At 44.6% G+C, this 26,752-nt stretch carries 29 protein-coding genes and 4 tRNA genes; 27 read left to right on the forward strand and 6 right to left on the reverse strand.

The annotated features are described in order from the left end of the window. Positions 1-45: 45 nt before the first annotated feature. The 10 genes from pilM to Q8O71_02395 all read left to right on the forward strand — a co-directional run bounded on the left by pilM (position 46) and on the right by Q8O71_02395 (position 4,701). Complete coding sequence (gene pilM / locus Q8O71_02350) at positions 46-1,092, forward strand: pilus assembly protein PilM (protein MDP2705218.1); 1,047 nt, start codon at positions 46-48, stop codon at positions 1,090-1,092. A 1-nt stretch (position 1,093) separates the two neighbouring features. Next, entirely contained in the window at positions 1,094-1,633 is a 540-nt protein-coding gene (locus Q8O71_02355) for a hypothetical protein (GenBank protein MDP2705219.1), read from the forward strand. Position 1,634: 1 nt separating this feature from the next. Next, complete coding sequence (locus Q8O71_02360; protein ID MDP2705220.1) at positions 1,635-2,225, forward strand: hypothetical protein; 591 nt, start codon at positions 1,635-1,637, stop codon at positions 2,223-2,225. A 1-nt stretch (position 2,226) separates the two neighbouring features. Beyond that, positions 2,227-2,565 (forward strand): hypothetical protein, encoded by a 339-nt coding sequence (locus Q8O71_02365; protein ID MDP2705221.1) that lies wholly within the window; start codon positions 2,227-2,229, stop codon positions 2,563-2,565. A 67-nt stretch (positions 2,566-2,632) separates the two neighbouring features. Then, positions 2,633-2,704, forward strand: a tRNA-Arg gene (locus tag Q8O71_02370). An 88-nt stretch (positions 2,705-2,792) separates the two neighbouring features. Then, positions 2,793-2,868: transfer RNA gene (locus tag Q8O71_02375), tRNA-Val, on the forward strand. Between the two features lie 196 nt (positions 2,869-3,064). Next, on the forward strand, positions 3,065-3,334 hold the full coding sequence (locus Q8O71_02380; protein MDP2705222.1) for an acylphosphatase: 270 nt from the start codon (positions 3,065-3,067) through the stop codon (positions 3,332-3,334). After that, positions 3,335-4,045, forward strand: a complete 711-nt coding sequence (locus Q8O71_02385; protein MDP2705223.1) for an RluA family pseudouridine synthase — start codon at positions 3,335-3,337, stop codon at positions 4,043-4,045. Positions 4,046-4,091: 46 nt separating this feature from the next. Continuing rightward, a complete protein-coding gene (gene rplS / locus Q8O71_02390; protein ID MDP2705224.1) occupies positions 4,092-4,550 on the forward strand; it encodes a 50S ribosomal protein L19 in 459 nt (152 codons plus the stop codon). A gap of 68 nt (positions 4,551-4,618) precedes the next feature. After that, positions 4,619-4,701: transfer RNA gene (locus Q8O71_02395), tRNA-Leu, on the forward strand. A gap of 36 nt (positions 4,702-4,737) precedes the next feature. Here the strand turns inward: Q8O71_02395 and Q8O71_02400 are convergent. From Q8O71_02400 to Q8O71_02415, 4 genes are read right to left on the reverse strand one after another with little or no spacing between them, the layout of a single operon-like run. Then, positions 4,738-5,286 (reverse strand): cob(I)yrinic acid a,c-diamide adenosyltransferase, encoded by a 549-nt coding sequence (locus Q8O71_02400; protein ID MDP2705225.1) that lies wholly within the window; start codon positions 5,284-5,286, stop codon positions 4,738-4,740. A gap of 31 nt (positions 5,287-5,317) precedes the next feature. Next, a complete protein-coding gene (locus Q8O71_02405) occupies positions 5,318-7,582 on the reverse strand; it encodes an ATP cone domain-containing protein (GenBank protein MDP2705226.1) in 2,265 nt (754 codons plus the stop codon). Continuing rightward, positions 7,575-8,132, reverse strand: a complete 558-nt coding sequence (locus tag Q8O71_02410; GenBank protein MDP2705227.1) for a hypothetical protein — start codon at positions 8,130-8,132, stop codon at positions 7,575-7,577. The genes Q8O71_02405 and Q8O71_02410 overlap by 8 nt, the downstream gene beginning before the upstream one ends. Before the next feature lie 5 nt (positions 8,133-8,137). Beyond that, a complete protein-coding gene (locus tag Q8O71_02415) occupies positions 8,138-8,578 on the reverse strand; it encodes a DUF4430 domain-containing protein (GenBank protein MDP2705228.1) in 441 nt (146 codons plus the stop codon). Positions 8,579-9,033: 455 nt separating this feature from the next. On the opposite strand from Q8O71_02415, the gene Q8O71_02420 reads away from it, so the two are divergent. From Q8O71_02420 to rplK, 7 genes are all read left to right on the forward strand, one after another. Next, a complete protein-coding gene (locus tag Q8O71_02420; GenBank protein ID MDP2705229.1) occupies positions 9,034-9,423 on the forward strand; it encodes a response regulator in 390 nt (129 codons plus the stop codon). A gap of 79 nt (positions 9,424-9,502) precedes the next feature. Beyond that, a tRNA-His gene (locus tag Q8O71_02425) sits at positions 9,503-9,574 on the forward strand. A 31-nt stretch (positions 9,575-9,605) separates the two neighbouring features. Further along, a complete protein-coding gene (locus Q8O71_02430) occupies positions 9,606-9,773 on the forward strand; it encodes a hypothetical protein (GenBank protein MDP2705230.1) in 168 nt (55 codons plus the stop codon). Positions 9,774-9,890: 117 nt separating this feature from the next. Continuing rightward, positions 9,891-10,691: an SIMPL domain-containing protein gene (locus Q8O71_02435; protein MDP2705231.1), complete on the forward strand. Its 801-nt coding sequence runs from the start codon at positions 9,891-9,893 to the stop codon at positions 10,689-10,691. A gap of 233 nt (positions 10,692-10,924) precedes the next feature. Further along, a complete protein-coding gene (gene secE / locus Q8O71_02440; protein MDP2705232.1) occupies positions 10,925-11,104 on the forward strand; it encodes a preprotein translocase subunit SecE in 180 nt (59 codons plus the stop codon). A gap of 4 nt (positions 11,105-11,108) precedes the next feature. After that, the gene (nusG, locus tag Q8O71_02445; GenBank protein ID MDP2705233.1) at positions 11,109-11,654 is read left to right on the forward strand and encodes a transcription termination/antitermination protein NusG; all 546 of its coding nucleotides are present in this window, start codon (positions 11,109-11,111) and stop codon (positions 11,652-11,654) included. A gap of 17 nt (positions 11,655-11,671) precedes the next feature. After that, complete coding sequence (rplK, locus tag Q8O71_02450; protein ID MDP2705234.1) at positions 11,672-12,097, forward strand: 50S ribosomal protein L11; 426 nt, start codon at positions 11,672-11,674, stop codon at positions 12,095-12,097. A gap of 53 nt (positions 12,098-12,150) precedes the next feature. On the opposite strand, the gene dcd is transcribed toward rplK, so the two are convergent. Then, on the reverse strand, positions 12,151-12,819 hold the full coding sequence (dcd, locus tag Q8O71_02455) for a dCTP deaminase (protein MDP2705235.1): 669 nt from the start codon (positions 12,817-12,819) through the stop codon (positions 12,151-12,153). A gap of 93 nt (positions 12,820-12,912) precedes the next feature. Then, a complete protein-coding gene (locus Q8O71_02460) occupies positions 12,913-13,452 on the reverse strand; it encodes a dihydrofolate reductase family protein (GenBank protein ID MDP2705236.1) in 540 nt (179 codons plus the stop codon). 172 nt (positions 13,453-13,624) lie between these two features. Between Q8O71_02460 and Q8O71_02465 the strand changes: the two genes are divergently transcribed. From Q8O71_02465 to Q8O71_02510, 10 genes are all read left to right on the forward strand, one after another. After that, positions 13,625-14,992, forward strand: a complete 1,368-nt coding sequence (locus tag Q8O71_02465; protein ID MDP2705237.1) for an FAD-dependent thymidylate synthase — start codon at positions 13,625-13,627, stop codon at positions 14,990-14,992. Positions 14,993-15,119: 127 nt separating this feature from the next. Beyond that, the gene (tmk, locus tag Q8O71_02470; GenBank protein ID MDP2705238.1) at positions 15,120-15,758 is read left to right on the forward strand and encodes a dTMP kinase; all 639 of its coding nucleotides are present in this window, start codon (positions 15,120-15,122) and stop codon (positions 15,756-15,758) included. Positions 15,759-15,851: 93 nt separating this feature from the next. Then, positions 15,852-16,841, forward strand: coding sequence for an ATP-grasp domain-containing protein (locus tag Q8O71_02475; GenBank protein ID MDP2705239.1), 990 nt, complete (start codon positions 15,852-15,854; stop codon positions 16,839-16,841). Positions 16,842-16,925: 84 nt separating this feature from the next. Then, entirely contained in the window at positions 16,926-17,348 is a 423-nt protein-coding gene (dut, locus tag Q8O71_02480) for a dUTP diphosphatase (GenBank protein MDP2705240.1), read from the forward strand. 1 nt (position 17,349) lies between these two features. Continuing rightward, a complete protein-coding gene (argS, locus tag Q8O71_02485) occupies positions 17,350-19,014 on the forward strand; it encodes an arginine--tRNA ligase (protein ID MDP2705241.1) in 1,665 nt (554 codons plus the stop codon). 253 nt (positions 19,015-19,267) lie between these two features. Then, the gene (locus Q8O71_02490) at positions 19,268-19,837 is read left to right on the forward strand and encodes a hypothetical protein (GenBank protein ID MDP2705242.1); all 570 of its coding nucleotides are present in this window, start codon (positions 19,268-19,270) and stop codon (positions 19,835-19,837) included. 284 nt (positions 19,838-20,121) lie between these two features. Next, positions 20,122-20,418: a hypothetical protein gene (locus tag Q8O71_02495; protein ID MDP2705243.1), complete on the forward strand. Its 297-nt coding sequence runs from the start codon at positions 20,122-20,124 to the stop codon at positions 20,416-20,418. Positions 20,419-20,597: 179 nt separating this feature from the next. Next, a complete protein-coding gene (locus Q8O71_02500; protein ID MDP2705244.1) occupies positions 20,598-24,131 on the forward strand; it encodes a class I tRNA ligase family protein in 3,534 nt (1,177 codons plus the stop codon). A 2-nt stretch (positions 24,132-24,133) separates the two neighbouring features. Then, complete coding sequence (recO, locus tag Q8O71_02505) at positions 24,134-24,742, forward strand: DNA repair protein RecO (protein MDP2705245.1); 609 nt, start codon at positions 24,134-24,136, stop codon at positions 24,740-24,742. Positions 24,743-24,750: 8 nt separating this feature from the next. Further along, positions 24,751-26,685 carry a hypothetical protein gene (locus Q8O71_02510; protein ID MDP2705246.1) on the forward strand — a complete coding sequence of 645 codons (1,935 nt, stop codon included), beginning with the start codon at positions 24,751-24,753 and terminating at the stop codon, positions 26,683-26,685. The last annotated feature ends 67 nt before the right edge of the window (positions 26,686-26,752 follow it).

Here is a 26,752-nt window from a genome sequence, read left to right on the forward strand (position 1 = left end):
CGACGCTCTCCGTTTGAAAGAAAAGATACTATATAATAGAGGATAATGAAGAAAAAGAGCTTCTTTGATTTTTTCCCCGCCCCAAAATTTCTCAAAATGCCCGCTGTCGGGCTTTCACTTTCCGATGACGCCATTCGATTCGTGGAATACGAGCGTACGCTTAAAGGTTTGCGCATCAAGCGTTTTGGAGAGAAAGCCGTTCCAACGCAAGTAATGCGTTCCGGGCACATTGAAAATGCCCAATCTTTTATTGAGATTCTCAAGGAATTCAAAAAACGCCACAATCTTTCTTTTGTCCGCACGGCGCTTCCGGAAGAGAAAGGGTATCTTTTCCAGACCGAAGTGCCTATTGTCAGTCCTAAAGAGGTGCGGGAGAGTATCGAGTTTAAAATTGAAGAAAACGTCCCACTTTCCCTTTCCGAAGTCGTGTTTGATTATCGTGTGGTGCGGGCGCGGGAAGACAAAAATTACCTTGAGGTTGTCGTGTGCGTTCTTCCCGTCAAAGTCGCAACGATGTATTCGGATATTCTTAAAGCCGCTGAGCTTACGCCACTGTCCTTGGGTATTCAGTCGCAGGCTATTTCGCAGGCGGTTATCAAAGAAGGCGACGAACGGGCGATTTTGGTTCTTAATATGGACAAAACAACAGCCGGTTTTTACATTGTGAACGAAGGAGTGGTCCACTTTTCTTCAACGATTACGCGTGGAAGTCAGTCCCTGTTCACGGCTTTTCCGGAAGAAGTGCGAGAATCCCTGAAAAAAGACGAGAAGGGGAAAAAATATCTTCCCGAAGCGTTTCAGCCAGAAGCGGCGGCGGTATTCAGAGACACCATTAAAAAGTTTATTTCTTACTGGGATACATATAAAGGAAACACCGAAGGAAAAACGATTGAAAAAATTATTCTCTGCGGCGACAGCTCTCACAATCAGGATTTCCTCAACTATATATCTTCCGGAACGGGCGTGCTCACCGATACGGGTAATGTGTGGACGAATGCTTTTTCTTTTGACGATTATATTCCCGAAATTCCCTTTGAAAAATCACTTCTGTTTGCGGAAGCCTCGGGACTTGCGTTACCTATAGACGAATAATATGTTTAATCTTTTACCAGAAATTGAAAAGAAAAATATCCGTACGATTTACAATGACCGCCGCATGGTTCTCTCGCTCCTGCTTCTTACGATAACCGGCGTCATTGCTTTTCTTCTCATCATTCCGTCCTTCATTATGACGAAGGCAAAGGAGGCGGAAACAGTCTCGCAAGTCGGACTCTTACGCGAGGCGCTTGCTTCAAAAGATGTTGACGACCTCAACAATGCAATCACGGTTGCACGCGATGAAATCAAGGCGCTTCAAGAAACGAACGGTTCAACACTTTCCGTGCACGACCTGTTTCTCAAGGTTCTTTCGCACAAATCGGCCAATATTCGGGTAACGGGACTTTTGTACGGGACGGTTGGGGAAAAACACGAAATTGTCGTAAATGGCATAGCGCGTGACCGCGAATCGCTTCTGACGTTTGCCCAAGAAATAGGCAAAGAGCAGGTTTTTTCAGATATAAGCCTTCCTGTGTCTAATTTCGCCAAAAACAAAGACATAGAATTTTCTTTCAGCGTAACAGGGGATTTTTAACATGAAATTTTCACCGCACCTAAAACAAAATATACTCATCTTCGTTGTCTTCAACATCCTTTCTTTTGGCGTGTATCTTGGCGCATTCTTTATGATGAAGAGCGCCCAGGAACACACGTCCCTTCTGTTGAATCAACTGGAAACAGACATAAAAACGAATGACACTCTGCAATCCATTGAAACGGTGCTCGCCGACGCGAAGGGGGATATCGAGAAACTCGAATCATATTTTGTCGGACGGGACGGTATCGTTGATTTTATCGAAACGATCGAGTCATATGGACGCACAAGTGGCGTGAAAATGTCTATAGATTTTGTCGGTGTTGAGGGGGGAACGCAGGCAAACAATAAAGGAGACGTGAAAGAAACCCTCCGCATAAAACTTTCAACCGAGGGGTCATGGACCGCGACCGTCCACTTCCTCTCCCTTATCGAACACATGCCGTTCCGCATTAATATGGACCGCGTAAGTTTTCTTTACTCTCCCACGTCGGAATCATCCCTTTCCTTCACCCCGCCGAAGGGGGTGACATTGCCTAAAAACAGAGTCTGGAAAAGCGGCATTGAATTAACGGCGCTTAAGCTCAGATAATATGGAAGAAAAAAAGAAAAATATAATAGGGGACTTCCTTAAAAAGCTTTCCAAAAAGAAAACGTATGACTACTCACACGAAACATTCGACTCTCGTCGTGACTGGTCGGCGATACTTGTGATATTTATTGTTCTTGTTCTCATCGGCGGGTCATTTAACTTCTATCTGTTCCTTCGTATCACCGCCGGGGATATTTTTGAAGCGCAGTCCGACCCTGTTCAAACAAAGACCCTTGATAGGAAGGCTATCCGAGATGTCATCGACTCTTTTGAAAAAAAGGCCGCTGACCTTGAAGAAATAAAAGAATCCCCATTTCCGGTTCCGGATCCGCTCCTCTGACTTTTTCTCTTTCGCAATTTCGTGTAGTATATTCTCACAATCAATGCCGTGCTTTAAGAGTGATTGTGCCCTCGTAGTTCAATGGATAGAACTGCGCTCTTCTAAGGCGTTAATGTAGGTTCGATTCCTACCGAGGGCATTCGGAAGTAATAGTAAAAAATTCGGTAAGAAATTTGCGCACTTACGCTATTTTGATAGGCTCAAGAGTATGCAAAGGCAGTGAAAACGCGCGCTTAGCTCAGTTGGTAGAGCAACGCTTTTACACAGCGAAGGTCGGGGGTTCAAGTCCCTCAGCGCGCACCAAGTCAAAATCTGATAGATCGTTCTATCAGATTTTGTACTTTCGATAGTTATGCTGAGGGACTTGAAAGATTTTGCGCGGGTACCCGTTCAGCAGAATGGGTCGCAAAATCAGGGCCGAGAAATTTTTCACTGCGACGGCGGTGAAAAATGTTCTTGGCCAAGCCCTAGAGCCCGCACCAAGTCAAAATTCAAATACATGCATCGCATCGAATGTGTCGTCACCGGTAAAGTCCAAGGAGTTTTTTTCCGGGACTTTGCTAAAGAAAACGCCGATGAACTGGGAATTGTTGGTGACATAAAAAATCAAGAGGACGGTTCGGTATTTCTTGTTGCGGAAGGAGGGAAATCCGCGCTTGAAAATTTTATAACGAAATTATCAAAAGGCCCCCAGTCCGCCCAGGTTACAAATGTGTCGGTCGCGTGGAGGGAAGCGGTCGGCGGATATAATTTTTTCTCGATTTCATAAATGGAAATTCCTGTTTTATACGAAGACGACGATATTGTTGCGATAAATAAGCCCGCGGGGCTCATTGTTCATTCTGACGGAAAAACGGAAGAATATAGCGTTGCGCAGTGGGCAGCAGAACGATATCCGGGGATTGAGTTGGTGGGGGAACCGACCATGCTTTCTTCCGGAAAAACCGTATTGCGACCGGGTATTGTACACCGCCTCGACAGGGAAACATCAGGTGTGTTGCTTGTCGCAAAAACAAAAGAAAGTTTCCTTCATCTCAAACGGCAATTTAAAAACAGGAAAGTCGCGAAGGTTTACCATTTTTTTGTCTATGGAGAAATAAAAAAAGAAGACGGAATGATTAATCTTCCCATAGGAAGAAGCAGTACCGATTTTAGAAAACGTACTGCCGAACGCGGGGCGCGCGGGGAATTGAGGGAAGCGGTAACATATTACCGCGTGCTCAAACACAATCCCGAATTTACTTTCATAGAAGCCCGCCCACAAACAGGAAGAACTCACCAAATACGCGTTCATTTTAAGGCGATTTCACGTCCTATCGTCTGCGACCGCTTGTATGCCCCTAAATTGCCGCCAATCCTTGGCTTTAACCGCCTTGCCCTTCATGCCAAATCCCTTTCTTTTACGGGCTTAAAAGGTAAAAAAATCACTCTCGAAGCCCCTTATCCATCCGATTTTCAAACGGCAGTCGAGTCCTTGTGAGCGTTGTCAAACGAAACTTCTTGTGATAGATTGTTTCTCTATGATTATGACGGATATAAAAATTTCACCTATAAACGTTGAGGAACGAAAAAAGCTTGATATACGCTCCGGAGACACGGTCCGCGTATGGCAAAAAATCAAGGAAGGAGAGAAATTCCGATTGCAGGCTTTTGAAGGTCTCATCATCGCACGCAAACACGGAGCAGAGGCCGGAGGCACTTTTACGGTGCGTAATGTTTCAAGCGGAATCGGAACCGAAAAAATCTTCCCGTTATTTTCTCCCATGATAGACAAAATAGAAGTCGTAAAGCGCTCAAGAGTACGTCGGGCAAAGCTCTATCACATTAAATACAAAGCTGCCAAGGAAGTGCGCCGCCAGATGCGAAACATCAGAGCGGTTCCCGAAGTTGAAGAAATGATTGCTCCGGCAGAAAGCGGAGAAGTAAAGACGGAAGAGGTAGCACAGGAATCAATAAAAGAATCAAAAGAAAAGAAAACGGCCTAGGCCGTTTTCTTGATTAGAGGACGGAAGTTAGGCATAATACACAACATTCCCCTCAAGAAAGTCTCAATGCCCAGGTGGTGGAATTGGTATACACACACGTTTGAGGGGCGTGGCCTTTTACGGCGTGAGGGTTCAACTCCCTCCCTGGGCACTATGACAAACCGCCAGTTTTTACTGGCGGTTTAATCTAATAATGCGGCGACTCCTCCTTTATACCAAATCTGTGGTTTGCGAATCTGGCAAGAGCGTATAAGAGCGAAGAAAGCCGATTCAAAAAAACGAGAACCATTGGGTCTATTTTTGTTTTTTGTTCTTCGGAAACCGCGACCGCTCTTCTTTCTGCACGCCGTGCGAGGGTACGCGCAAAATCAAGATGCGCGGCAAGCGACGTTCCGCCGGACACAAAAAATGTTTTTATCGGAGGCAGTTCTTTCTCTATCGTGTCAATTACGGATTCCATATAGGTGATTTTCTCTTGCGAAATTGTCTTTTCCGCTCCGGCGACATGCGCTTGCACGATAAAAAGATTCTGTTGTATCCAGTCAATTATGCTTGCGAAACTGTGCTCGTCTCTTAACGGGTTTTTTGCATCAGGATTTGTTTTGCATATACCCAAAAAAGAATTGCATTCATCCAGAGAGCCCAACGTTTCGGCAACTGCCGAACTCTTTGAAATACGCTGGTCGCACCCAAACGTTTTTGTTGTTCCTCCGTCTCCTTTTCGGGTATAGAGCATATATTTTTAAATTGAGCGGCGAGAGTTGTTCCTATGACGATATCTCACAGACTCCTCCGACGCAGGCGAGTTCTTTTGCTCCCATGGTTTCATCATCTTTTTCATAGACAACGATTTGGGAAAAATCTATTTTAGGAAGTTTCGAGAGAAGTTCTTCGTACCGTTCTTTTGTAATTTCTTCGTACGGCGCGAGTTTGTATACATGATTGTCACGGGGAAGGAAGGAGAGCCCTCCAAGGATGTCCCAGTTTTTGTATAGCCAGTTTGCTACTTCAATCCACTCGTTATCACCGACATAAATCGTTACCGAAGGATTGTGCTCGGTGAAGTTTTCTTTTACCCCTTTCCAGTATTCCAATTGTTCAATTGCCGTTTTGTCATTTCGTAAAATGGCTCCATCAGGGGCTTTAACGGGAAATTCAAGGACATAGGTTGTGGCGTTTTCCTCGGATTGTCCGACTTCCGGATGATGAGGAAACTTCTGGTCTTTAAACATCTGGAATAAAGGATCGGTAGTCGAAATGCGGACACGGCGAATGTAATACTGGGCATAACGGGGGTGCATGCCGGAGGCGGCGTCAACAAGCTGAGAAACGGTTCCTGACGGTTTTACGCATGTTACGCATGTTGAAGCATTTATTCCAAACCGTTCCGCATACTTCCGGTTTACTTCAACCGCTTTTGCTCTCATTTTCTTCAACGTCTCCGGATTTCTTACAGCCGGGCAATCCCATTGCCCTGTGATGGAAACCCCAAGAAGACGCTCTTCCTCGCAATTCTTTTTCCATTCGGGGGAGAGATATTTAAACGATGTAAGAGTTGACTGGTATGTTCCGAGAATTGCCGCAAGTTCAACTTTCTCAAGCAGTGTTTTTTCCGTGTCTCCTTTGCGCGCAACCACTTCGGTGAGGTTACAAAACTGCTTTGACCGCAACACAATCTCTCCGCATGGATTTGTTCCCGAAGTTTCCGCATGTTTTGAAAACACTTTCCACCTACGTTCCGGCAACTGGACCTGTAGCCCTCCTCGGTTGAAAATTCCACGTTCACCCGAACCGCTTTTTGCGAGAGCTATCCATTCATCCAAGAAGTCTTCGGCGCTCGGCTTTTCTATATATACGGCCGAATTGTTGGCCATAGAGCGTTGCGGGTACGTGAGGAAGAACTGACCTTTCTTGGCGTCCCTCATTTCGTTGTCATCAAGGTCGGAAAGGGAAATCAGGGCACTTCTTCGCACTCCTCCCGCAACTACCACCTCGCCGATTTTACAGACGATGTCGTGTACATTCAAATTGGTAAGGCGTTTCCCTTGACGTCCCATGATAGTTGCCCGAGAAAACTCAAGAAGAGAACGGAGCGGGTCGGGGCCGGAACTTCTTCCTCCCATGGTATTAAGGCGCGCTCCCGCAGGCCGAAGGCCCGAATAATCAAAATCAATATCCTTGCCGTTGTACCATGTCGTCAGACCCAACGTGAGCGCGTCGGCCCATCCTTCTTTACTGTCTTCAATAACATACGTTTTAAGTTTCTTTGCACCATTCTGGCGTTTAATGATAGGAAGTTTCTGGACAGTCTGACTTTCCGCGGAAAAGCCGACACCTGTTCCGCACATCAAGAGATACATAACTTCTGCAAAGTCGCGTATTTTTTGTGGGGCGATGAACGAACAATTATACGCGGAGACGTTCGTGGTGCGTGCCGCTTTCCCGGCAGCCCACATGAGGCGCATTGACGGCATAACACGCTGCTCAAGTATCGCTTCCCGTATTTTAGCCACATCCTGCTTGGTTATTTTGTTCCCAAGATTTTCAGTCATGAAAGAGAGATAACGGTCCACGGTCTCAACCCATGTTTCCCGCCGCCCCTCATTTTCAATCCATCGTGAATAAGTACGATAATAAATAAATTCCGCCAACTCGTTTTTGAAATATTTTCTGCTTTCGGCAACAAGTTTTTGTACGTGCTCGGGTACAAGACGTTTCTTAGCCCGGACTTGCATGCGTTCATTTCGATACAAGATGTATGCTTTTGCGGTTTTTGCATAATCTTTGGTAATGAAAATTTCTTCAACAACATCCTGAATTTCTTCTATGTGCGGCGTGTGTACGGGGAGGTATCTCCGATTGAGCTCGGCAATGACAAGATTGGAAAGTTTCTCCGCATCTTTTTCATTCCCTTCACCGGTTGATTCAATCGCCTTGAAAATAGCATTGGTTATTTTTTCTTTCTCAAAATGAACGCGGCGACCGTCGCGCTTTATTACTTCCGTAAAATGGGACGTTGTTTTCTCAGGCATGATATTTTTCTGCGTTAAATGCCCATGACCGCATCATAGGCGCTGGTAATTGGCGTGTCTTTGTAAAAACTTCATATATATAGCCCAACAGAGCCGTAAAACAAATGTCTCCGATGAGCATATTGCGAAAGAAAGGAAGCCCTAAGGCGTAGGCACTCATAAGTCCCTGTGCAGTTTTCGGATACCAGTCGCTTGCAAGCCAGACGGCAAAATTTGTGATAAGAAAAAACGAGACTGCTCCACCCACTCCCGCGTATACAAGACTTGCGATGTTATTCTCAGAAATTTTTCCAAATACGCCGTACAGCACAAAAGACCCGTATACCGACACCACGACAAGCGGGTGGTAAAAGCCGATAAGCATGTCAGACACAAAAAGGGTTGAAAGTGTCAGTGCAATACTTTTGTAAAAACTCATCTGACGGCCAGAAACGATGCCAAGTGCACCAAGGGGCGTGATGTTGGGAATATGAGGAACAAATCGGGAAATGAAAGCAAGCGCCACGACGGGGACGAAAAAAGAGAACATGCGCTTACTATGCTGTGTCATAATACTTAAATTGAATATTGAGATTTTATAAACTTCCATTCGACATATTCGTTTCCTTCAAGCGTATATGCCGAAGCGCCTACTTCCGGATGGGTGTGATTAACCCAAAACTCCCAATATTTGTCATCCTCTCCTCCTGTTTTATCGCCTATTTTCTTGATAAATACGCCAAGACCGGGGTAATCCTCAAATTCAAGAACAAAGGGGTTCACCTGGTCTTGCGAGCATAATTTTAAGAGGTCAAAAGCGGTGGAGGATGACGGAAGAGTTTTCTCGCATGTAACAATGGCGCCGTCCGAATAATCAATCATTAGGTGAGCGACCCCTTCTTTTTGTTGCGTCGGAAAAGAAATTTTCTCCGGTAGCCACGAACTGCTCCCGACAACGAGTCCCGACAAAAAAGCGATGACGATGCCCGACGCAAACTGTATGATTTGCTTGTTCATGATTGTGTATTGATTAGAAAAAAACTTGTGTCTATCTACTATACGCCGATAGACTACATGCGTCCTGTGGATAGGGAAGAGATTTTAAAAAAGCTCGTAAAAATCCCGCATTAGAGGAACGATAGAGCACATGAAAAAAAAGATGGCAAGGCGTTTTTCAGACCCCCGTGTCTTTTGTTCGCCCGTTTCCTTTTTATCTGTTGTAATAAAAAATTTTACCGGACGTTTTCTACACACTATTTTTCTTAAAATACACGTTGTGGTATCAAAAAAAGTGGCCTGTATGAAAGCTATTTTAGCGGAGAGAAAATAGTATGCTCCACTTCTTTTCTATTGGAAACCCCCAACAAACCACTTTACATTAGGTATGTCCCGGTAGAATTTCACAATGTTTAATGGTATCTTTTGGCTTAAATACTTAAGCACTTTCACATACCGTCTTTTAAAAGGAGGAGATGATGGACAAGAGGAAAATTCTTATTGTTGATGATTTTCAAATTCATCACATCATTTATGAGAGAGCACTCAAAGACCACTTTGTAATTTTAAGCGCCTTCACTTGTGAACAAGCCTCTAATTTTCTTGTGAAGCATTCCGACCTTGATGTTATTGCAATTGACGCGTATCCATTGAATTTTTCGGTAATCGTTAATTTTGTTGTGAAGATACGGGGAGCCTATAAATACAAGGGTCCGATGATTGCAATTTCAAACCATACCGACTGCCAAAAAGGCCTTCTTGCGGTAGGGTGCGATTACGAGTGTGAGAAGCCTCTGCACAAAGAAAGAGTTATTGAAATCCTCAACACCCATGCCGGCTCAACGCACAAACAAGCCAACCGATAAAATCCGGTTGGCTTTTAGTTTATTGGGAATGAAAGAAAATTGAAAAAACAGGTAAAGTAGGCTATTCTGACCTCACATGGTGCCTATAGTGTAATGGTTAGCACTAGAGTTTGTGGAGCTCTCGGTCCCGGTTCAAATCCGGGTAGGCACCCCGATATTTTTTGGCGTATAATGTATTTCTAATGGAAAACAGCATCGAAAAAACAAATAGGCATGTTGTTTTTTGGGTTATTACCGTTGCGATAGTTATTGCAATACTGGCGTTATGGGCTTTTGCTTCTTCCTTTTCCCGTACGCTTAATGCCGAGCCGCCTAAAGATGATATATCTCTTGAAGTTGAACTTTTGTAAAAAATCTTGAGATTTTTTTAAAAAGAGAAACAAATAGTACAATAAACTAGTACAATAAACAAAATTATTAAGTAAGAAACTACACACATACCCGTCTTGTAGGGTATGGAAAAAATTATGAATAATAACGTCGATATGCAAAAATTAATAAAATTCGGTCTTTTTTTGGGAATAGTGCTCGCCTTTTTCTTGGTGACCACGTCCCTAAAGGTTATCAAGGAATATGGTTATGTCGGTGCCGATATTCCTCCCGTTAATACGGTAAGTTTTAGCGGTACGGGTGAAGTTGTCGTTATTCCCGACATCGCAACATTCACTTTTTCCGTGACGGAGGAAGCGAAAAACGTGAAAGATGCCCAAGACAAGGTAACGGAGAAAATAGATGTTGCGCTCGATAAGCTCAAAGGAATGTCGATTCCCGACAAAAATGTCAAAACCGTTTCATACAACGTGTATCCCAAATATGAATATGACAACACCGTTTGCACTCAATGGAGCTGTCCTCCGAGCAGAAGCACACTTGTGGGCTATACGGTGACACAAACGATTCAAGTAAAAATTGAAGATGTTGATAAGGCGGGTGAAATACTCGGTGCGATGGGCGGAATCGGAATTTCCGAAATCAGCGGACTTTCGTTTACGGTAGAGGACGAAGAAAAATACGCCCGCGAGGCAAGACAGAAAGCTATTGCTGACGCAAAAGAAAAAGCCAAAACTTTGTCCAAAGACCTCGGTGTCAGATTGCTTAGAGTCGTGAGCTTCTACGAATCCGGAAATTATCCTCCGATTTATTACAAAGAAGCGATGGGGATGGGTGGTGCGGTAAGTGCCGATTCAAGTATGGCGGTTCCTTCCGTACCTACAGGCGAGAATAAAGTTATTTCAAACGTAACCATTGTTTACGAGCTCGGAAAATAGGAATCCGTGAAAATGTTTCCCAAAATACCCTGTATATACAGGGTATTTTGTTAGGCGTACCCAATGCCTCAAACCGGTTTACTTTTGTTTCTTGAGGTGGTACTATATCTGTGACGCCTTCGGGGCGTTTTTTATTACGACAAGCGAGGAGTGTGTGGGCAGGTAGTCTCTCACACAGCGTCCGAGTCGAAGTCGTAAAAAGGGGTGAATACACCTTTTATTACAAAAACACTATGAGTATTATTGATTATATAAAAGAGACAAGAGGGGAATTAAAACACGTAAGCTGGCCGACCCGTCGACAGGTTGTCGTGTTCACGGCGATTGTGATTATCGCATCGTTTGCTACCGCGTTTTTCCTTGGCTTTTTTGACTTTGTTTTTTCACAAATCCTAGGAAAATTCGTCATTTAACATTATGACAAAACAAAAAATTCAACAGGGCCGGAATTGGTATGCCATTCATACGTATGCCGGATACGAGAATGCGGTCATGCGAAACCTAAAACAGCGCATTGAGTCTCTGGGTATGGAAGGCAAGATTTTCAGTGTCATTGTTCCGACCGAGAAAAAAATAAAAATCAAAGGAGGAAAGCGGGTAGAGGAGGAAGAGAAAATCTACCCCGGCTACATTCTCGTTGACATGATTGTGACCGACGATTCTTGGTACGTGGTGAGAAACACCCCCCGTGTTACGGGGTTTGTCGGTTCCGGAGTCTACCCTGTTCCGATTGAACCCAAGGAAATCGAAGAATTGTTCAAACGAATGAATGCGGGGACGGTCAAGCACGATATCGCACTCTCTCCCGACGACACGGTAATGATTGTTGACGGTCCGTTTAAAGAACTTGAGGGCAAGGTAAGTCAGATTGACGAAGAACGTGGGAAGGTCAAAGTACTTGTTTCGATGTTCGGACGAGAGACGCCTGTTGAACTTGATTTCTTGCAAGTTAAGAAAATTTAATATATCCTCACCTAATTATGGCAAAGAAAGTAGTCAAAAAACTAAAATTCCAACTTCCGGCAGGAAAGGCCGTACCGGGCCAGCAAATCGGCCCCGCATTGGGCCAGGCAGGTATTAACATTGGTGAATTTGTCACGCGTTTTAACGAACTGACGAAGGCACAAATGGGCGAAACGGTAACAGCGGAAGTTTTGGTTCACGAAGACAGAACATTTGATTTCGTCATTAAGACTCCTCCGACGACAAGCCTTATTTTGAAAGCCGCCAAGGTTGAAAAAGGTGCGGGAAAGAATCTTGTTACCAAAGCGGGCACAATTACCCGCGCGCAGGTCAAAGAAATTGCCGAAAAGAAAATGCCCGACCTGAATGCAAATGACATTGAAGCGGCGATGAAGATAGTCGAAGGAAGCTGCCGTTCGATGGGGATTGAAGTGAAAGGGTAAATCTTAAAATGAAAAAGCCTCTGCACTACGCAGAGGCTTTTGTTTTTAAAAACCTATTTTATTTTTATTTCGGAGTCTTTGTACAATCTCGGCAACATCATTTCCGGTTTCCATTCTTTTTTCATTTTCTCGATCTGAGAATGAGTCTGATATTTGCCTTCTTTTGAATAATCTCTATCAAGAATTTTACCGGTCTTAAAAAAGATTATTTGAGCAACACGTCTCCCGACAACGAGAGGAATCGTATAGTGCGTGGAATTGTTGGTAATTTCCATTGTCCAACGATTCATATACCCCACATCGCCCCAGCCGGCGCATTTACAGACTTCAATGAAGCACCGTCCGAGAGACGACCGCGCTTTCATCATCGTAGTGACAGTGTTTCTTCCCCCAATGAATTCATTGGTATGAGCAAGGATTGTTTCACCTGGCCGAAGGAATATCACACGATCTTTTTTCCCAATTCCGGAAAGTTTCTTGGGAGCCTTGGAAAATTTCCCTAATTTTTCAGCCCGGAAAGGCTTGCCCCACACTTCTTCAACATTTTCTTTTTCCCAGATATTGAAAAAAGGGTGATGGGGTTTGGGGGGTTGTTCTCTGTAGTAAAACTCCCCCAAAGTAACGTCGTAACTTGAAGTTGAGAGATGGTTCTTATTGAACGGGGAAATAAGAATATTTCCCTTTTTTATCTCTCCCAGAATCTTTTTATCGGAAAGTGCCATATATAGCCTCCTTTGGTTTTCAATGGTTTCTGTGTCTAAACACTGAAGCTAGCGTTTTTTGAATTTTTGTCAATCCAAAAGAAAATCCCGCAGCTATACAGCCGCGGGATGGTTTTTTCTTTTTTCAAAGGTGATGAAGCTGAAACTTTGCTGTGTTTCGTTTCCTCCCAGATTATGGCACTCACGTTTTCCGGAATACCACTTGTCCATCGTAATTAGGGATGAAATTTTCATCGCCCCTTTTACTATCCGACCACTTTGAGCGATATAAAGCCGTGACGCAAGAGGAAAAAATTCCTTGAAAATCTCTCCTCCTCCAACCGCAACAATTTCTTTCGACTTGTTGAGCCTGTGCGCCGTATCCAGGGCCTTAAGCGCAGAGTGGCATACTACCGAGCCTTTTACTTCAAGGCTGTTGCTCCTGCTTAAAACAATGAACGGGCGCCCAAAAACGAGCGGGTCGAAAGCGACTACGGACTCATACGTTCTTCTCCCAAAGATAATCGTTGCTTCACTTGCCACTGCTCCAAGCCAGCGCATGTTTGTTTCAAGAGTTCCGAGAGGGAAATCGGATTTTCTTCCGATTCTCCAGTTTTTGTCGACAGCGACCATAATTCCGATTTCCTGTCTCATCCTTCGCCTCCTTTTAAAAGATTAAAGAACAATTTCCTTTCTATGAGGCTAATGATTTTCCGGCATTATGTCAAATTATGTAGTCCTTTGACGTAAGAGCCCAAAAAGGTAGTATGTTTCGAGAAACGTTATTTTTCTCTTTGATAATAAAAACCCAAAAGGAGGTTGTAATATGAAAGAAACTATAGGTGGTCTGGAACATGTTGTACAGCGGCTTAGAGACGGTGGGGAAGTTCTCGTTTTAAACACGGGGGCGCACATCCATCCCGAAGCCGAAGCGATGCTTCAGGCGCTTCATTCGCGATCTTCAGAGGGGGTGCGTTCTCATATGAAGGTTCTTGCCGAGAAAGGCCCCGACAAGTTCATGAGTGTCTATTATGTCGGGTACGGCCACAAGTCAATCGGCGACTGCGGAACAGGAACCGTCTTTATCGAAGGAGTCTCCATGCTTGCAGCAAAGGCGGTGCAGGACTGGATGCTCTATTCGGGACAAGAGTGTTCAACCCGGTATCTTGACTTCGGTCTGCAGCGGTTTGCAAACCCGTACGGGACCGAAAATGGAAAAGCCGTGCTTGAGGAGTGGCGGAATTTTTATATCGCTCTCCAAGAGCCTGTCAGGGCCCATCTCCGGGAACAGTTTCCAAAGCCCGCAGAAGAAAATGAAAAAATCTACGAGAAGGCAATTATTGCCCGGTCATTTGACACTCTAAGATGTTTTCTTCCGGCGGGTGCGACCACTAACCTTGCGTGGCATTCAAACCTTCGGCAGTTCGCGGACAAAATTACCCTTCTCAGACATCATCCGCTTTCCGAAGTACGTGATATTGCGGAAACCCTGGAAAAAGCTCTGCAGGAAAGTTTTCCGAACTCTTTCCAGCATAAACGATATGACGAAACGGAAAAATACAATGAATGCTGGATGAAACACTCATACTATTTTTCCGTCGACAACCCCTGTTTTTCCGAATGCAGTCTTACCCACAACGGCGTGAATGTCGAACAGCTCGAGTATTACAAAGCGGTTCTTGAACGACGTCCGCCTCAAACCGAATTACCGAAATTCATTGGGGCATGCGGCGCGGTTCAATTTGACCTGCTTCTTGATTTCGGGTCATTCCGCGATATCCAGCGTCATAGGGCAATTGTGCAACGAATGCCGCTTCTCACTCCGCATTTTGGGTTTGAAAGATGGTATCTCGAGCAATTGCCGTGTGATCTAAGAGAGAAGGCCGAATGTTTTATCGCAAGACAACTCAAAATAATTGAGAGTCTCGAAGTTTCGGCGGAAGAACGACAGTATTATTTGCCGATGGGGTACAGGGTTCCTATCCGCATCAGCGGCGATTTGCCGTCGCTTGCATACCTCGTCGAATTACGTTCTTCTCCTTCGGTTCATCCAACGCTTCAAAAGAAAGCGGTGATGATGGCCGAAGAACTCAAAGACTATTTCGGACAACACGGGCTGCGCCTCCATATTCAGGAAGGGGCCGGCCGTTTTGACATCAAGAGAGGAAAACAAGACATTGTAAAAAAAGAATAATCAGTCGTACACACCAAAAGACGGGGTAGAAATACCCCGTCTTTTTTCTTGCTTTTGCACGCGTCAATGCTATTGTTCTCTGTGGAACAACCTACATAGTGAAAAATTTATCTAGGAGGACGTACATATGAAAAAAGGAAAATTTATCGTGTTTGAAGGAGGGGAAGGGTCCGGGAAAGATACAATTGTGAAAATGCTCAAAAAACATTTTCCGTCCGACACCGTATATACCCGTGAGCCCGGTGGGACCCCCATCAGCGAAAAAATCAGAACCCTTCTTATGGACAACCGTTCGAAAGGTATGACTCCGGAAACGGAAATCGCTCTTTTCTGTGCCGCCCGCATACAGCATATGCGTGAACTCATTATCCCTGCTCTTGAAAAGGGTAAGACTGTTGTTTCGAATCGTTTCGACCTTTCAACAATCGCTTATCAGGTCTACGGCAGGCAACGGCCGGAACTTCGACGCCTGTTTTCCCAAATGAACCAGGAGGCGGTCGGGGAATACGGACCGGATATTTACATCATCCTTGATGTAAAACCCGAAGTGGGACTTGCGCGCCGGATGAAAGGGAAAGAAAAACTGACGCGGTTTGATAAAGAAAAACTTTCATTCCATGAAAGAGTGCGCAAAGGCTATCTCACGCTTTCCAAACAGATTTCCTCCGCAGTGATTGACACTACCGATCAATATCCCCGTCTTGTGTACGAGGAGGTCCTCTCTGTTCTTAAGCACAGGAAACTAATCTCTCAAAAGCCCGTTTGATATCAAACGGGCTTTTTCTTTGTGGCTTACTTTTATTTGAATTGACTTGCCTTAGAAAACTGCTAATCTGGTTTCAGAAAGGAGATTGTACATATGAAAAAAAAGATTGGGTTTACCTACAACCTGAAAAGCGACTGGCAACATTCTCCAAACGATCCCGTGGATGCTGCCGCAGAACTCGATAAAGAAGCTACAATTAGGCATGTTGAGGAGGCTCTCGGAGATGGTGGCCATGCGGTGAAACGCATCGGTAACGCTTTTTCGCTCTTATCGCAAATCAAAAACCTTGATGTGGATATTGTGCTCAATATCTGCGAAGGCTTGAGGGGGCGTAACCGAGAATCCGAAGTGCCCGTAATTCTGGAAATGTTCGGTATTCCGTTTATCGGCTCTGACGGTCTCACGTTGGGGATTACTCTCGACAAGTTGGCTTCAAAGAAGTTCTTTTTTGCCGAAGGAATTCCGACACCGCGTTATTTTCAAGCAAAGCCGGGAAACAATCTGGAGAACTTAAACACAATCGGTTTTCCGCTTTTTGTAAAAGCCTCACGGGAAGGAACCTCGAAAGGAATTACCAAAGCCTCACTTGTGCGGACTCCAAAGGAGTTGAAAGAGCAAGTTGATATTGTGCACATGCTGTACAAACAACCGGCTCTTGTCGAGGAATTCATCAGTGGAACTGAATTCACCGTGCTGGTAATCGGGAATGAAAATCCCGAACCAATGCCGGTTATACAGTACATGATGAACAACACACTTGAGCTCGGTGACCGTTTTTACACATCAAAAGATGTTGTCGAAAAGTCAGTGGGCTGTATTTGCCCGACAGACATTCCCAAGAGCCTTGAGAAGAAACTGAAAGACGTTTCCGTTGCCGTGTATGAGGCCGTGGACTGCCGCGATTTTGGAAGGGTGGATTTCAGGGTTGATACCGAGGGAAACCCGTATGTCCTTGAAATCAATCCGCTTCCCAACCTGGGTCCGGAAGATGTGTTCGGCACATTTCCACAAGCTGCGGGTTTGACTTATGCCCAGGCGATAAACAAGATTGTGGACGTTGCCTTAAAGCGCTACGGTATGTGATCTCTCACAGATTAAGTCTTTACAATTCAGTACAAAAAGCCTCCGCCTAAAGTGGAGGCTTTTTTCTTGTGTTACTATAAATCCATGATTTTGAAGGCTAAAAAGCTTTTTCCTGAAGCCATTCTTCCGCACTATGTGCACGAAGGGGATGCCGGGTTGGAATTATACGCCTCTCAGGAAACAACCCTTAAACCCGGTGAAAGAACGTCGGTGCCGACGGGTATCGCGCTTGAAATTCCGGACGGTTACGTCGGGCTTGTGTGGGATAAAAGTGGACTTTCCCACAATCATGGTCTCAAAACCCTTGGCGGTGTCATTGATTCGGGATATCGCGGTGAGGTAAAAGTGGGCGTTATCAATCTTTCTTCCGAAAACTATACGTTTGAAAAGGGACACAAGATTGCCCAAATGCTTGTGCAAAAAATTGAACGTTTGGAAGTAACCGAGGCCGACTCCCTTTCCGAATCGGACCGAGGACACAAGGGTTTTGGAAGCACAGGCAAATAACATGAAAGAAAAACTGGAACGGGTTATCAAAGAAATGCTCAAAAAAGTCGGAATCAAAAACCCGGCAAAAGTCACTATTGAGCGTCCCGCCGACTCTTCCCATGGAGATTATTCCACCAATGTCGCCCTTACATACTGCAAGGACTTTTCGCTTTCTCCTCACGACCTTGCCTTAAAGCTTGCTTCCGAACTTGAAAGACACAAACCCGAAGAGGTTGAAAAAATCGAAATTGCCGGCCCCGGGTTTATCAATTTCTTTCTTTCGAAGCAGTTTCTTGCCGACTCGGTAAAGGAGATTCTCAAACAAAAAAATTCATTTGGCCAAAACAAAACGTTAAGTAAAGAGGGGGTAATGGTTGAGTACACCGACCCAAATCCGTTCAAGGAGTTCCACATAGGTCATTTGATGTCCAATACCATCGGTGAATCAATTTCACGGCTTTTGGAATGGAACGGCGCGAAAGTCAGACGTGCAAATTACCAAGGCGATGTGGGCATTCATGTTGCAAAAGCCTTGTGGGGCAAACTCAAAGACCCCGCATCCTCGTGGGGGCAAACCTACGCTCAGGGAGCGAAACAATATGACGAAAACGAGACAGCAAAAAAAGAAATTGCCGAACTCAACAAAAAAATATACGCCCGGAGCGATACGGAAATAAACAAACTCTATGACCAAGGGAAAAGCGAAAGCCTAAAACAATTTGAAAAAATGTATACGCGCCTCGGAACGAGGTTCGATTTCTTTTTTTTCGAAAGCAGTACGGGAGAATTCGGAAAGGGGATTGTCCAGGAGAATACTCCCGGAATATTTGAAAAAAGTGACGGGGCGGTCGTGTTTAAAGGAGAACCGTACGGACTTCATACTCGTGTGTTTTTAAATTCCGACGGGCTCCCCACATATGAAACAAAAGAATTGGGTCTTGCGGAAATAAAATACGAAAAATACGCATACACGAAATCGATTGTAATTACCGGTAATGAGGTGAATGATTACTTCAAAGTACTGCTTAAAGTGCTTGAACTTATTTCACCCGACTTGGCCTCAAAAACCCTTCATATTTCTCACGGAATGCTCCGCCTACCAGAGGGAAAAATGTCATCGCGAACAGGTAATGTCATCACGGCGGAATCTCTGATTGACGAAGTGAGGGAAAAAGTGAAAGAAAAAGTATCCGACAGGGATTTAACGGACGGAGAGAAAGAAATAATTTCCGAACAGGTGGCGGTTGGGGCGATAAAATATTCGATTCTTAAACAGGCGTCGGGAAAAGATATTATTTTTGATTTTGATAAATCGCTTTCCTTTGAGGGTGATTCAGGCCCTTATCTGCAGTACGCGCATACACGGGCAAAATCAATACTTGTCAAAGCACGGGAAGAGGGAATCAAAGAAGATGCGAGGAAGGGGAATCCAGGCAGTCTTGAGAGATTACTCGTTCACTTCTCCGAAGTGGTTGAGCATGCCGGCAAAGAGCACGAACCGCATTATGTTGTCACGTATCTTACGGAACTTGCGGGCGCTTTTAACAGTTTTTATGCCAAAGAAAAAATTGTCGATTCCAAAGACCTCGCATCAGCCTATAAAGTGGCTCTTACTTCTGCGGTTGCGGCAGTTCTTAAAAACGGCTTAACCTTGCTCGGAATTCCAGCACCCGACAAGATGTAAGGTCGCTCCTGGTCTTTTTTCAGAGCACGGATATTTTCCTGCTAGAAAATTCCTCGAGCTCCCACCAGTCGCGGTCGCTAGTCTCTGAAAAAAGACCACTTGCTTTAAACTTGGAGAAAAAAACCTGAAGGTGGCACAAAATAGACATTGACACACTTAGTATTTAGGTATATTTTTGCATTCAAATAGTTCTTTGATTTTTAACTCTGCAACGCGTTCCCTAGAACATGTTGCCAACGAAAGGAGACATGTCATGAGTGCTATTATGACAAGTCGACAGGCCGCCGAGTTGGATTATGCTTTTGAGCGGAACAGATGGACGTCTGAAGATGTGAAGAAACTAAGTCAAGGTAACATACTTATTCAAGTACTTTCTGTTATCAAGGGGTATGCCGAAGTTCGAATACTGAAACATGTAATTGATTGTAAAAATTATTGTTATACCCCTCACGATGGGTGCAGAGTTCAGAAGTTCCGGAAGGGCGGACTATTCCAATGGGATCCTAAGAAGGTTGAACTTCAGGTCTTCTCCAATGGGAAGTCTGATAGGTATATCGCAAGAAATGAAATCCAAGAAGAGATTGAGAGTAAACCCGTTCTGAACGCAAATGTTCTAGCTTATTTGTTGCTTTACCCTAAACTCATTCCTGATGAGTGGAGAGGTAAGAATGTCCATTTTCCAGGAACGATTTATTATATCAATGGGTTGAGTGATGTAATGCTTTATTTGTGTGAAGTTAAAGGCAGGTGGGCTTGGCTATATACAGAAATCAAGTCTTGTTTCTGGTCTGAAGAAAGTGTCTATGCCGTTATGAAAAAGTAGTCTTCAGTACTACCGAAATAAAACCCTCATTGGTCTGACCAGACCAATGAGGGTTTTTCTTTGCTTACCCTCCTCGGGCTCCGCAAGATTTTTGAAAAGTAAATTCTCGCTTAAAGTGCAAAAGGGGAAATAAACCTAAATATAGGGCCAGAATTGTTTTTGACAAACAGTAAATAATTTGGTACAATTATAGTCGAAGTTTTTTTGATACAGAATAAACAAATCATAAGCGTTTCTATCAGAAACGCTTAAACCCAACTAACAGTTGGAAAGGAGAGTGTGTCATGAAGTATTCAAATCTGGACTTAGGCACAATCGAGGCAGTAATCAACAAACTTGGAGGAATAGAAGGTGTCAAACAGTTTCTTTCTGGTGAATTAACAGTTTCTAAACCAGATTCTAACTGGAGAGAAAAGGATGATTTTATTTTCTTCTCAACCCTTACTCTCCACGATGGTGTATCTCCTAAGTGGATTAAATGCCTTGAAGAAAAAGGTTTCCGGATAGGAGACTGTCTTAAAGCCACTCTTCGTTCGGACGGACTCCAAATCAATCTTTGTTCGCGAGTTTCTTCGTCTTAATATTGGGATTACTTAGTTTCGTTTCCCAACCCCGCCTTTCGTCTAAAAAACGGAAGGCGGTTTTTTTTTATTTCCCTTCAACAAGTTCAGGGTAAACTAAAATTCGCCACATCTTTACCAGAGTAAAACTAAGGCAGGTAGGCTTGCTCCGTACGGGTTATACGGCTAAGATTAGTGGTATGTCGGAAAATCCTCCTAAAAAAAGCGAAATAGCGAGAAAGGAAGAGGAAATTCTTGATTTCTGGAATAAGAATCGGATTTTTCAAAAAAGCCTTGAGAAAAAAGCCCCTCACGGGGATGTTACTTTTTATGACGGACCTCCTTTTGCAACAGGTCTGCCTCACTACGGGCATATTTTGGCTGGAACAATCAAAGATGTGATTCCGCGGTTTGAAACGATGCGCGGGAAGCGCGTACTTCGCCGATGGGGCTGGGATTGCCACGGTTTGCCGATTGAAAATCTTATCGAGCAGGAACTCGGGATAAAAGACAAAAAGGAAATTGAAGCGCTCGGCATTGAGAAATTCAACGAAGCCGCACGGGCAAGTGTTTTACGCTATGACCAACAGTGGCGCAGGCTCATTCCGCGTTCCGGACGATGGGTTGATATGGATGACCAGTACATCACCATGTCGCCCTCATACATGGAGTCCGTCTGGTGGTCTTTTTCCGAATTGCACAAAAAGAAACTGATTTATCAGGGATTCAAATCAATGCATTTGTGTCCGCACTGCGAAACAACACTTTCAAATCTGGAGGTGGCTTTAGGATACAAAGACATCACCGATATTTCCGTAACGGTGAAATTCGAGCTAAAAGACGAACCTGGAACATATCTCTTGGCATGGACAACGACGCCGTGGACGTTGCCTGGGAATGTCGCTTTGGCAGTTAATCCAAATACTGATTACCTAATCGTTAAAGCGTTTAGTGGTTCATCTGAATCCTATGTAATTGCAAAAGAAGCACTTCTTAATCACCTTTTTAAAGGACAGAACTCTCTTTCTTTCATGCAACTTTTTTCCTCTGATGATCACGAATGGTTGGGTGGTGCAAGAGAACAGCATTCCCCGAGAATAAAAGAAATAAAAGCGAAAGACCTTATTGGAAAATCATATAAACCTCTTTTTGATTACTACCAAAACATCCCTCTTGAGAACAAAGAAAGAGGGTGGAAAGTATATGCGGCAGATTTTGTTACCACCGAAGATGGAACGGGAATTGTTCATATAGCCCCGGCCTTTGGTGAAGATGACCTGAACCTCGCGCAGAAAGAAAAATTGCCGTTTATCCAGCATGTCAGCCGTCACGGGGTGTTTGAAAAAGAAGTTACCGATTTTGTGGGGCAATTTGTAAAACCAAAAGACGACCATCAGAAAGCGGATATTGAAATCATTAGACATCTCGCGGGAAAAGGACTTTTGTTTGCCAAAGAAAAAATCATTCACTCATATCCTCATTGCTGGAGGTGTGACACCCCGCTTCTTAACTACGCTTCGGCATCGTGGTTTGTCGCTGTCACGAAATATAAAGACAATTTTATAAAAGAAAACAAAAAAGTCCGCTTCGTTCCCGAGGAAATCCGTGACGGGCGATTCGGAAAGTGGCTGGAGGGTGCCCGTGACTGGGCAATTTCTCGTTCCCGTTATTGGGGTGCTCCGTTGCCCGTATGGATTTGCAATCAATGCAAAGAAATTGCCGTTATCGGTTCCGTTGAAGAACTTAAAAAGAAAACAAAAAGCAAGAATTCATATATTGTCATGCGTCACGGCGAAGCCGAAAGTAATGTTCTCGGGCTTATCAATGGAGACAATTCCACCATTCGCCATCTGACAGAAAAGGGCCAGGGGCAGGTAAAGAAAACAGTAGAGACTCTCAAGGGGAAAATAGACATTATCATCGCTTCACCGCTTACCCGCACCAAAGAAACTGCCGACATTGTTGCCGGAATCATCGGAGTTAAAGAGGTGATAACCGATGACAGATTGAAGGAAGTGCAGACTGGGGAATACAATGGCAAATTGGTTTCGGAATATCAGAACTTCGCCACCAGGGAAGAAAAACTGGAAAAACGACCGCAGGGAGGAGAAAATCTCACCGACGTCAAAAAACGGATGGGAGAGTTTATATACGAAATTGATAAAGAATACGACGGAAAGCGAATTCTTATCATCACACATGAATTTCCCGCCTGGATGTTGTTTGCGGCCGCATATGGCGCTTCCAAAAAAGAAATACTCGCCCTGCACAGTGGGGAAGACTTTTTAAAGACCGCAGAAGCGCGGGTCCTTGATTTTGCGCCGGTTTCTCACAGAAACTACGAGCTCGACCTTCACCGTCCGTACATTGATAACGTTGAATTTACGTGCAAATGCGGAGGGAAAATGAAACGGATTCCGGAGGTGTTTGACACATGGTATGAATCGGGCTCGATGCCGTACGCCAGTCACCACTACCCGTTTGAAACAAAACAATTTGACGCTAAAAAAGGTTTTCGTTTCCCCGCGGATTTTATTGCTGAAGGTATTGACCAGACGAGAGGATGGTTTTACTCGCTCCTCATGCTTTCCGTGGGCCTCTTTGGAAAAACGCCGTACAAAAATGTTGTCGTAAACGGTACTATTCTTGCCGAAGACGGACAAAAAATGTCCAAACGTCTCAAAAACTACCCCGATGTCGAAGCAATACTCGATACATATGGTGCCGATGCGATGCGATACTACATGCTTTCTTCTCCCGTTGTTCGCGGAGAAGACCTGGCATTTTCCGAGAAAGGTCTTGACGAGGTGGTCAAAAAACTGAGCCTGCGTCTGCAGAACGTCTGCTCATTTTATGAAATGTACGCCCAATCCTCCGTAGAAAGCGCTTCAAATTCAAAAGACATTCTCGACTTGTGGATTCTTTCCCGCCTTTCTCAAACGCGCGACATGATTACCGATTCCATGGAGACATACGCTCTTGATGCGGCAACACGGCCTATCCTTGATTTTGTTGACGACCTTTCCACATGGTATCTTCGCCGTTCCCGAGAACGATTCAAAGGAGACGACGAGAAAGACAAAACTGCGGCACTTGCGACAACGCGTTTTGTACTCCAGGAATTTTCAAAATTAATGGCCCCATTCATGCCCTTTATTGCCGAAGAAATTTATCTTAAAGTGGAAGGAGAAAAAGGAAAAGAAAGTGTCCATCTTGAAAACTGGCCGACAAAAGAGAAAGCGGATTCCCGCATTGTCGAGAACATGAAAGAAGCCAGGCATGTCGTTTCTTTGGGCCTTGAAGCGCGCGCGAAGTCGGCAATAAAAGTCCGTCAACCGCTTTCACACATAATTGTTAAAACGCTTTCTCTGAAAGGGAAAAACGAATACCTCCAACTTATTCTCGATGAGTTGAATGTAAAAGAAATTCGTTTTGATGATAAACAGCAAGACGAGGTCTTTCTTGATACAAACATAACATCCGAACTTAAAATCGAAGGAGAGCAACGCGACCTCATCCGCGCTATTCAGGATTTCCGAAAAGCGAAAGGGTTTGATGCGAAAGACAAAATAATGCTTATTGTTTCCACGGACGAAACAGGGAAACAGTTCGTTGATGAATATAAAGCCGGACTTTCAAAAACTACGGGACTCTCCGATATCAAATACAAATCTATTGAAGGAGAAGCTGTCAATATCGGTGGTATGTCATTTGTTTTTTCCGTGGAGCGTTAATTATGTATCACATCTATCACACTGAAGCATTTGTCATTGGAGGAACCGCCCATGAAGAAGGGAGCCGCCGCGTATATCTTTTTACCCGCGACCTCGGGCTCATACACGCCCTTGCCCAGGGAATACGGGAAGAAAAATCAAAATTACGGTACTCGCTTCAACCCTACTCGCACACCCACGTGTCTTTGGTGCACGGAAAGACGTGGAGAATAGTTTTTGCCCATACCCAGTCGAATTTTTTGCACTATTTCGGTCATTTATCCGGGCAGTCGCTCGCGCTTGTCCGTATCCTTTCTCTTGTCCGCAGCCTTGTCGTGGGAGAAGAGAAGAACGCCGAACTGTTTTCCATTCTAAAAAACGGATTTCAATTTCTTAAAAGCAATCATACCGAACGGGAAATCAACGCACTAGAGCATCTGATGGTTCTAAAAATGCTCAAAAACCTCGGCTACCTTCCCGCGTCACCCGATTTCGACGTGATAAGCGTAGATGCGGAGTTTAACGACAAAATGCTTGATTCGGTTTTTTCCGTGCAGGCAAAAGCGCTCCGCTTCATAAACACCGCCTTGGCTGAAAGCCAACTACTGCCTAAAAAATCCCCCGTGCTATAATTTTTCAAATGGAACCGACCTCTCCCGAAAATAAAATAAACAAACTCAAAGATAATCTTTATTCGAGGAAATTCATACCGCAGTCTCCGTACGACCACTCGAAAATGAGCGAGAAAAAGTATGAGGTTGGTGGAGAGTGGAAACACGACCAAATTTCTGTTGACGAGGCGCTTAGAGAGAAAAAAGTTCCCCAAAAACGCTCATGGCTCACCATTCTTTTTGTTGGCGCCGCCGCCTTCTTTCTTCTTTCCGTCGCTACGGCCGTGTATATGTTTTACGGAGGTTCCATTATCGTTTCTTCAAAAAATGTTGATATTTCCGTGGTTGGCCCAATTTCCGTTCAGGGAGGCGAGGAGTTGACGCTTGATATTCTCATACACAACAAAAACACCGCCGCGCTTGAATCCGCCGTCCTTACGGTTGAATATCCCCTCGGAACAAAAACCGTCGGAAATTTGGAAGAAGAACTTCTTCGTGACAGGGAAGGCCTCGAGATTATTCCCGCGGGCGGAGTTGTCAAAAAAACCGTCAAAGCCGTTTTATTCGGTGAGAAAGAGAATATAAAACCGATTAAAATCACTCTTGAGTACCGCATCACGGGATCAAACGCCATCTTCGCAAAAGAAATCAATTACGACGTAACTATCAGTTCGTCTCCCGTAACACTGAGCCTCAATTATCCCCCGGAAGTAAATGCCAATCAGCCGTTTCAGATAGAAATGACAGTTACATCAAACTCAAACGATATTTTGCGGAATCTTTTGCTCAAGACCGAATATCCGTTCGGTTTCCGTTTTGACTCCTCCGTCCCGCAAAGCATATCGGAAAATATGCTCTGGAGAGTAGGGGACCTTGAACCGGCGGGGCAAAGAAAGATAGTTATTACGGGGCGGATTGAAGGACAAAACGAAGAAGAACGCACATTTCGTTTCGATGTCGGCATCGCAAGCAAAGATGACAATAAAACAATCGGCGTTAATTTTCTTTCCATACTTCAGTCGGTTCTCATAAAGAAGCCGTCCGTTGACCTTGCGTTAAAAATAAATCAAGAAGATACACAAGAATACATCGCTCCCATTGGGACCAAAATCCCGCTTACCATTGAATGGTTCAACACCTTGCCTGTTAACGTCTTGAACGGAACACTTGAGGTCAAGCTTTCAGGTTCGGCGCTCGACAGAGCAAGTGTCGTTGCCAAAAACGGAGGTTTCTACCGTTCAATAGACAATACCGTCTTGTGGGATAAGAACGGGTATTCTTTCCTCGGCGACCTCGGACCCAAGAAAACGGGCTCGGTCAGTTTTGATTTCTCACTTGTTAAGGAATTGTCGACGGTAAACGCTTTGCGCAATCCCGAAGTGCTTATCGAAGCGACATTCAAAGGCACCCGTTTTTCCTCCGATGGTACATCGGAGGAAGTGATTTCGACTGTAACAAAGAGGATAAAAGTTTCCTCCGGTCTTGTTGCGACCGGACGTGTCGTATATTCGACGGGTCCTTTCTCAAACAGCGGGCCTATTCCTCCCAAAGCCGAAGTGCCGACAACGTACAGCGTTATTCTTGCGGTCACAAACTCCGTGAACTCTTTGTCGGACGTTGTACTGCATACGTCGCTTCCTCCGTACGTGTCTTGGCTCAATAAGATCGATACTGCGTCCGAAAGCATTACATTCGATCCGTCCACCCGCGAACTCGTATGGAATATCGGAGATGTTCCCGCGGGCACTGGTATATCCCTTCCAGTGCGTCAAGTGGCGCTCCAGGTAAGTTTCTTGCCGAGTTTGGGGCAAATAGGCGCAAGCCCTATTCTTTTGAATGCGACAAAAATAAGCGGCAAAGACACATTCACTGGCACGACGATTCAAAACGAAATCAACGCCCTTACGACCAAAATGAGTACCGACCCGAACGCATTTCAAGGCCACGACAGAGTCACGCAATAAAAGCCAGGCTTTTGTTGCCGTCGCTGGTTCGGAAATGATAATGTAAGAACATTCTCAATTTCACTCA

It is taken from the genome of bacterium, assembly GCA_030690305.1.
Taxonomy (GTDB): Bacteria; Patescibacteriota; Minisyncoccia; order Phycocordibacterales; family JAGLPS01; genus JBBUCK01.

Excerpts from the sequence above, each read along its gene's own strand:
- Q8O71_02460 (MDP2705236.1), bottom strand. The coding sequence starts at position 13,452 with ATGAGACAGGAAATCGGAATTATGGTCGCTGTCGACAAAAACTGGAGA.
- Q8O71_02430 (MDP2705230.1), top strand. The coding sequence starts at position 9,606 with ATGGAAAACAGCATCGAAAAAACAAATAGGCATGTTGTTTTTTGGGTT.
- Q8O71_02410 (MDP2705227.1), bottom strand. The coding sequence starts at position 8,132 with ATGACACAGCATAGTAAGCGCATGTTCTCTTTTTTCGTCCCCGTCGTG.
- Q8O71_02415 (MDP2705228.1), bottom strand. The coding sequence starts at position 8,578 with ATGAACAAGCAAATCATACAGTTTGCGTCGGGCATCGTCATCGCTTTT.
- argS (MDP2705241.1), top strand. The coding sequence starts at position 17,350 with ATGAAAGAAAAACTGGAACGGGTTATCAAAGAAATGCTCAAAAAAGTC.
- Q8O71_02495 (MDP2705243.1), top strand. The coding sequence starts at position 20,122 with ATGAAGTATTCAAATCTGGACTTAGGCACAATCGAGGCAGTAATCAAC.
- dut (MDP2705240.1), top strand. The coding sequence starts at position 16,926 with ATGATTTTGAAGGCTAAAAAGCTTTTTCCTGAAGCCATTCTTCCGCAC.
- Q8O71_02405 (MDP2705226.1), bottom strand. The coding sequence starts at position 7,582 with ATGCCTGAGAAAACAACGTCCCATTTTACGGAAGTAATAAAGCGCGAC.
- secE (MDP2705232.1), top strand. The coding sequence starts at position 10,925 with ATGAGTATTATTGATTATATAAAAGAGACAAGAGGGGAATTAAAACAC.
- tmk (MDP2705238.1), top strand. The coding sequence starts at position 15,120 with ATGAAAAAAGGAAAATTTATCGTGTTTGAAGGAGGGGAAGGGTCCGGG.
- Q8O71_02420 (MDP2705229.1), top strand. The coding sequence starts at position 9,034 with ATGATGGACAAGAGGAAAATTCTTATTGTTGATGATTTTCAAATTCAT.
- recO (MDP2705245.1), top strand. The coding sequence starts at position 24,134 with ATGTATCACATCTATCACACTGAAGCATTTGTCATTGGAGGAACCGCC.
- Q8O71_02510 (MDP2705246.1), top strand. The coding sequence starts at position 24,751 with ATGGAACCGACCTCTCCCGAAAATAAAATAAACAAACTCAAAGATAAT.
- Q8O71_02380 (MDP2705222.1), top strand. The coding sequence starts at position 3,065 with ATGCATCGCATCGAATGTGTCGTCACCGGTAAAGTCCAAGGAGTTTTT.
- Q8O71_02435 (MDP2705231.1), top strand. The coding sequence starts at position 9,891 with ATGAATAATAACGTCGATATGCAAAAATTAATAAAATTCGGTCTTTTT.
- Q8O71_02385 (MDP2705223.1), top strand. The coding sequence starts at position 3,335 with ATGGAAATTCCTGTTTTATACGAAGACGACGATATTGTTGCGATAAAT.
- nusG (MDP2705233.1), top strand. The coding sequence starts at position 11,109 with ATGACAAAACAAAAAATTCAACAGGGCCGGAATTGGTATGCCATTCAT.
- Q8O71_02500 (MDP2705244.1), top strand. The coding sequence starts at position 20,598 with ATGTCGGAAAATCCTCCTAAAAAAAGCGAAATAGCGAGAAAGGAAGAG.
- Q8O71_02360 (MDP2705220.1), top strand. The coding sequence starts at position 1,635 with ATGAAATTTTCACCGCACCTAAAACAAAATATACTCATCTTCGTTGTC.
- Q8O71_02475 (MDP2705239.1), top strand. The coding sequence starts at position 15,852 with ATGAAAAAAAAGATTGGGTTTACCTACAACCTGAAAAGCGACTGGCAA.
- rplS (MDP2705224.1), top strand. The coding sequence starts at position 4,092 with ATGACGGATATAAAAATTTCACCTATAAACGTTGAGGAACGAAAAAAG.
- Q8O71_02400 (MDP2705225.1), bottom strand. The coding sequence starts at position 5,286 with ATGCTCTATACCCGAAAAGGAGACGGAGGAACAACAAAAACGTTTGGG.
- pilM (MDP2705218.1), top strand. The coding sequence starts at position 46 with ATGAAGAAAAAGAGCTTCTTTGATTTTTTCCCCGCCCCAAAATTTCTC.
- Q8O71_02355 (MDP2705219.1), top strand. The coding sequence starts at position 1,094 with ATGTTTAATCTTTTACCAGAAATTGAAAAGAAAAATATCCGTACGATT.
- Q8O71_02465 (MDP2705237.1), top strand. The coding sequence starts at position 13,625 with ATGAAAGAAACTATAGGTGGTCTGGAACATGTTGTACAGCGGCTTAGA.
- dcd (MDP2705235.1), bottom strand. The coding sequence starts at position 12,819 with ATGGCACTTTCCGATAAAAAGATTCTGGGAGAGATAAAAAAGGGAAAT.
- Q8O71_02365 (MDP2705221.1), top strand. The coding sequence starts at position 2,227 with ATGGAAGAAAAAAAGAAAAATATAATAGGGGACTTCCTTAAAAAGCTT.
- rplK (MDP2705234.1), top strand. The coding sequence starts at position 11,672 with ATGGCAAAGAAAGTAGTCAAAAAACTAAAATTCCAACTTCCGGCAGGA.
- Q8O71_02490 (MDP2705242.1), top strand. The coding sequence starts at position 19,268 with ATGAGTGCTATTATGACAAGTCGACAGGCCGCCGAGTTGGATTATGCT.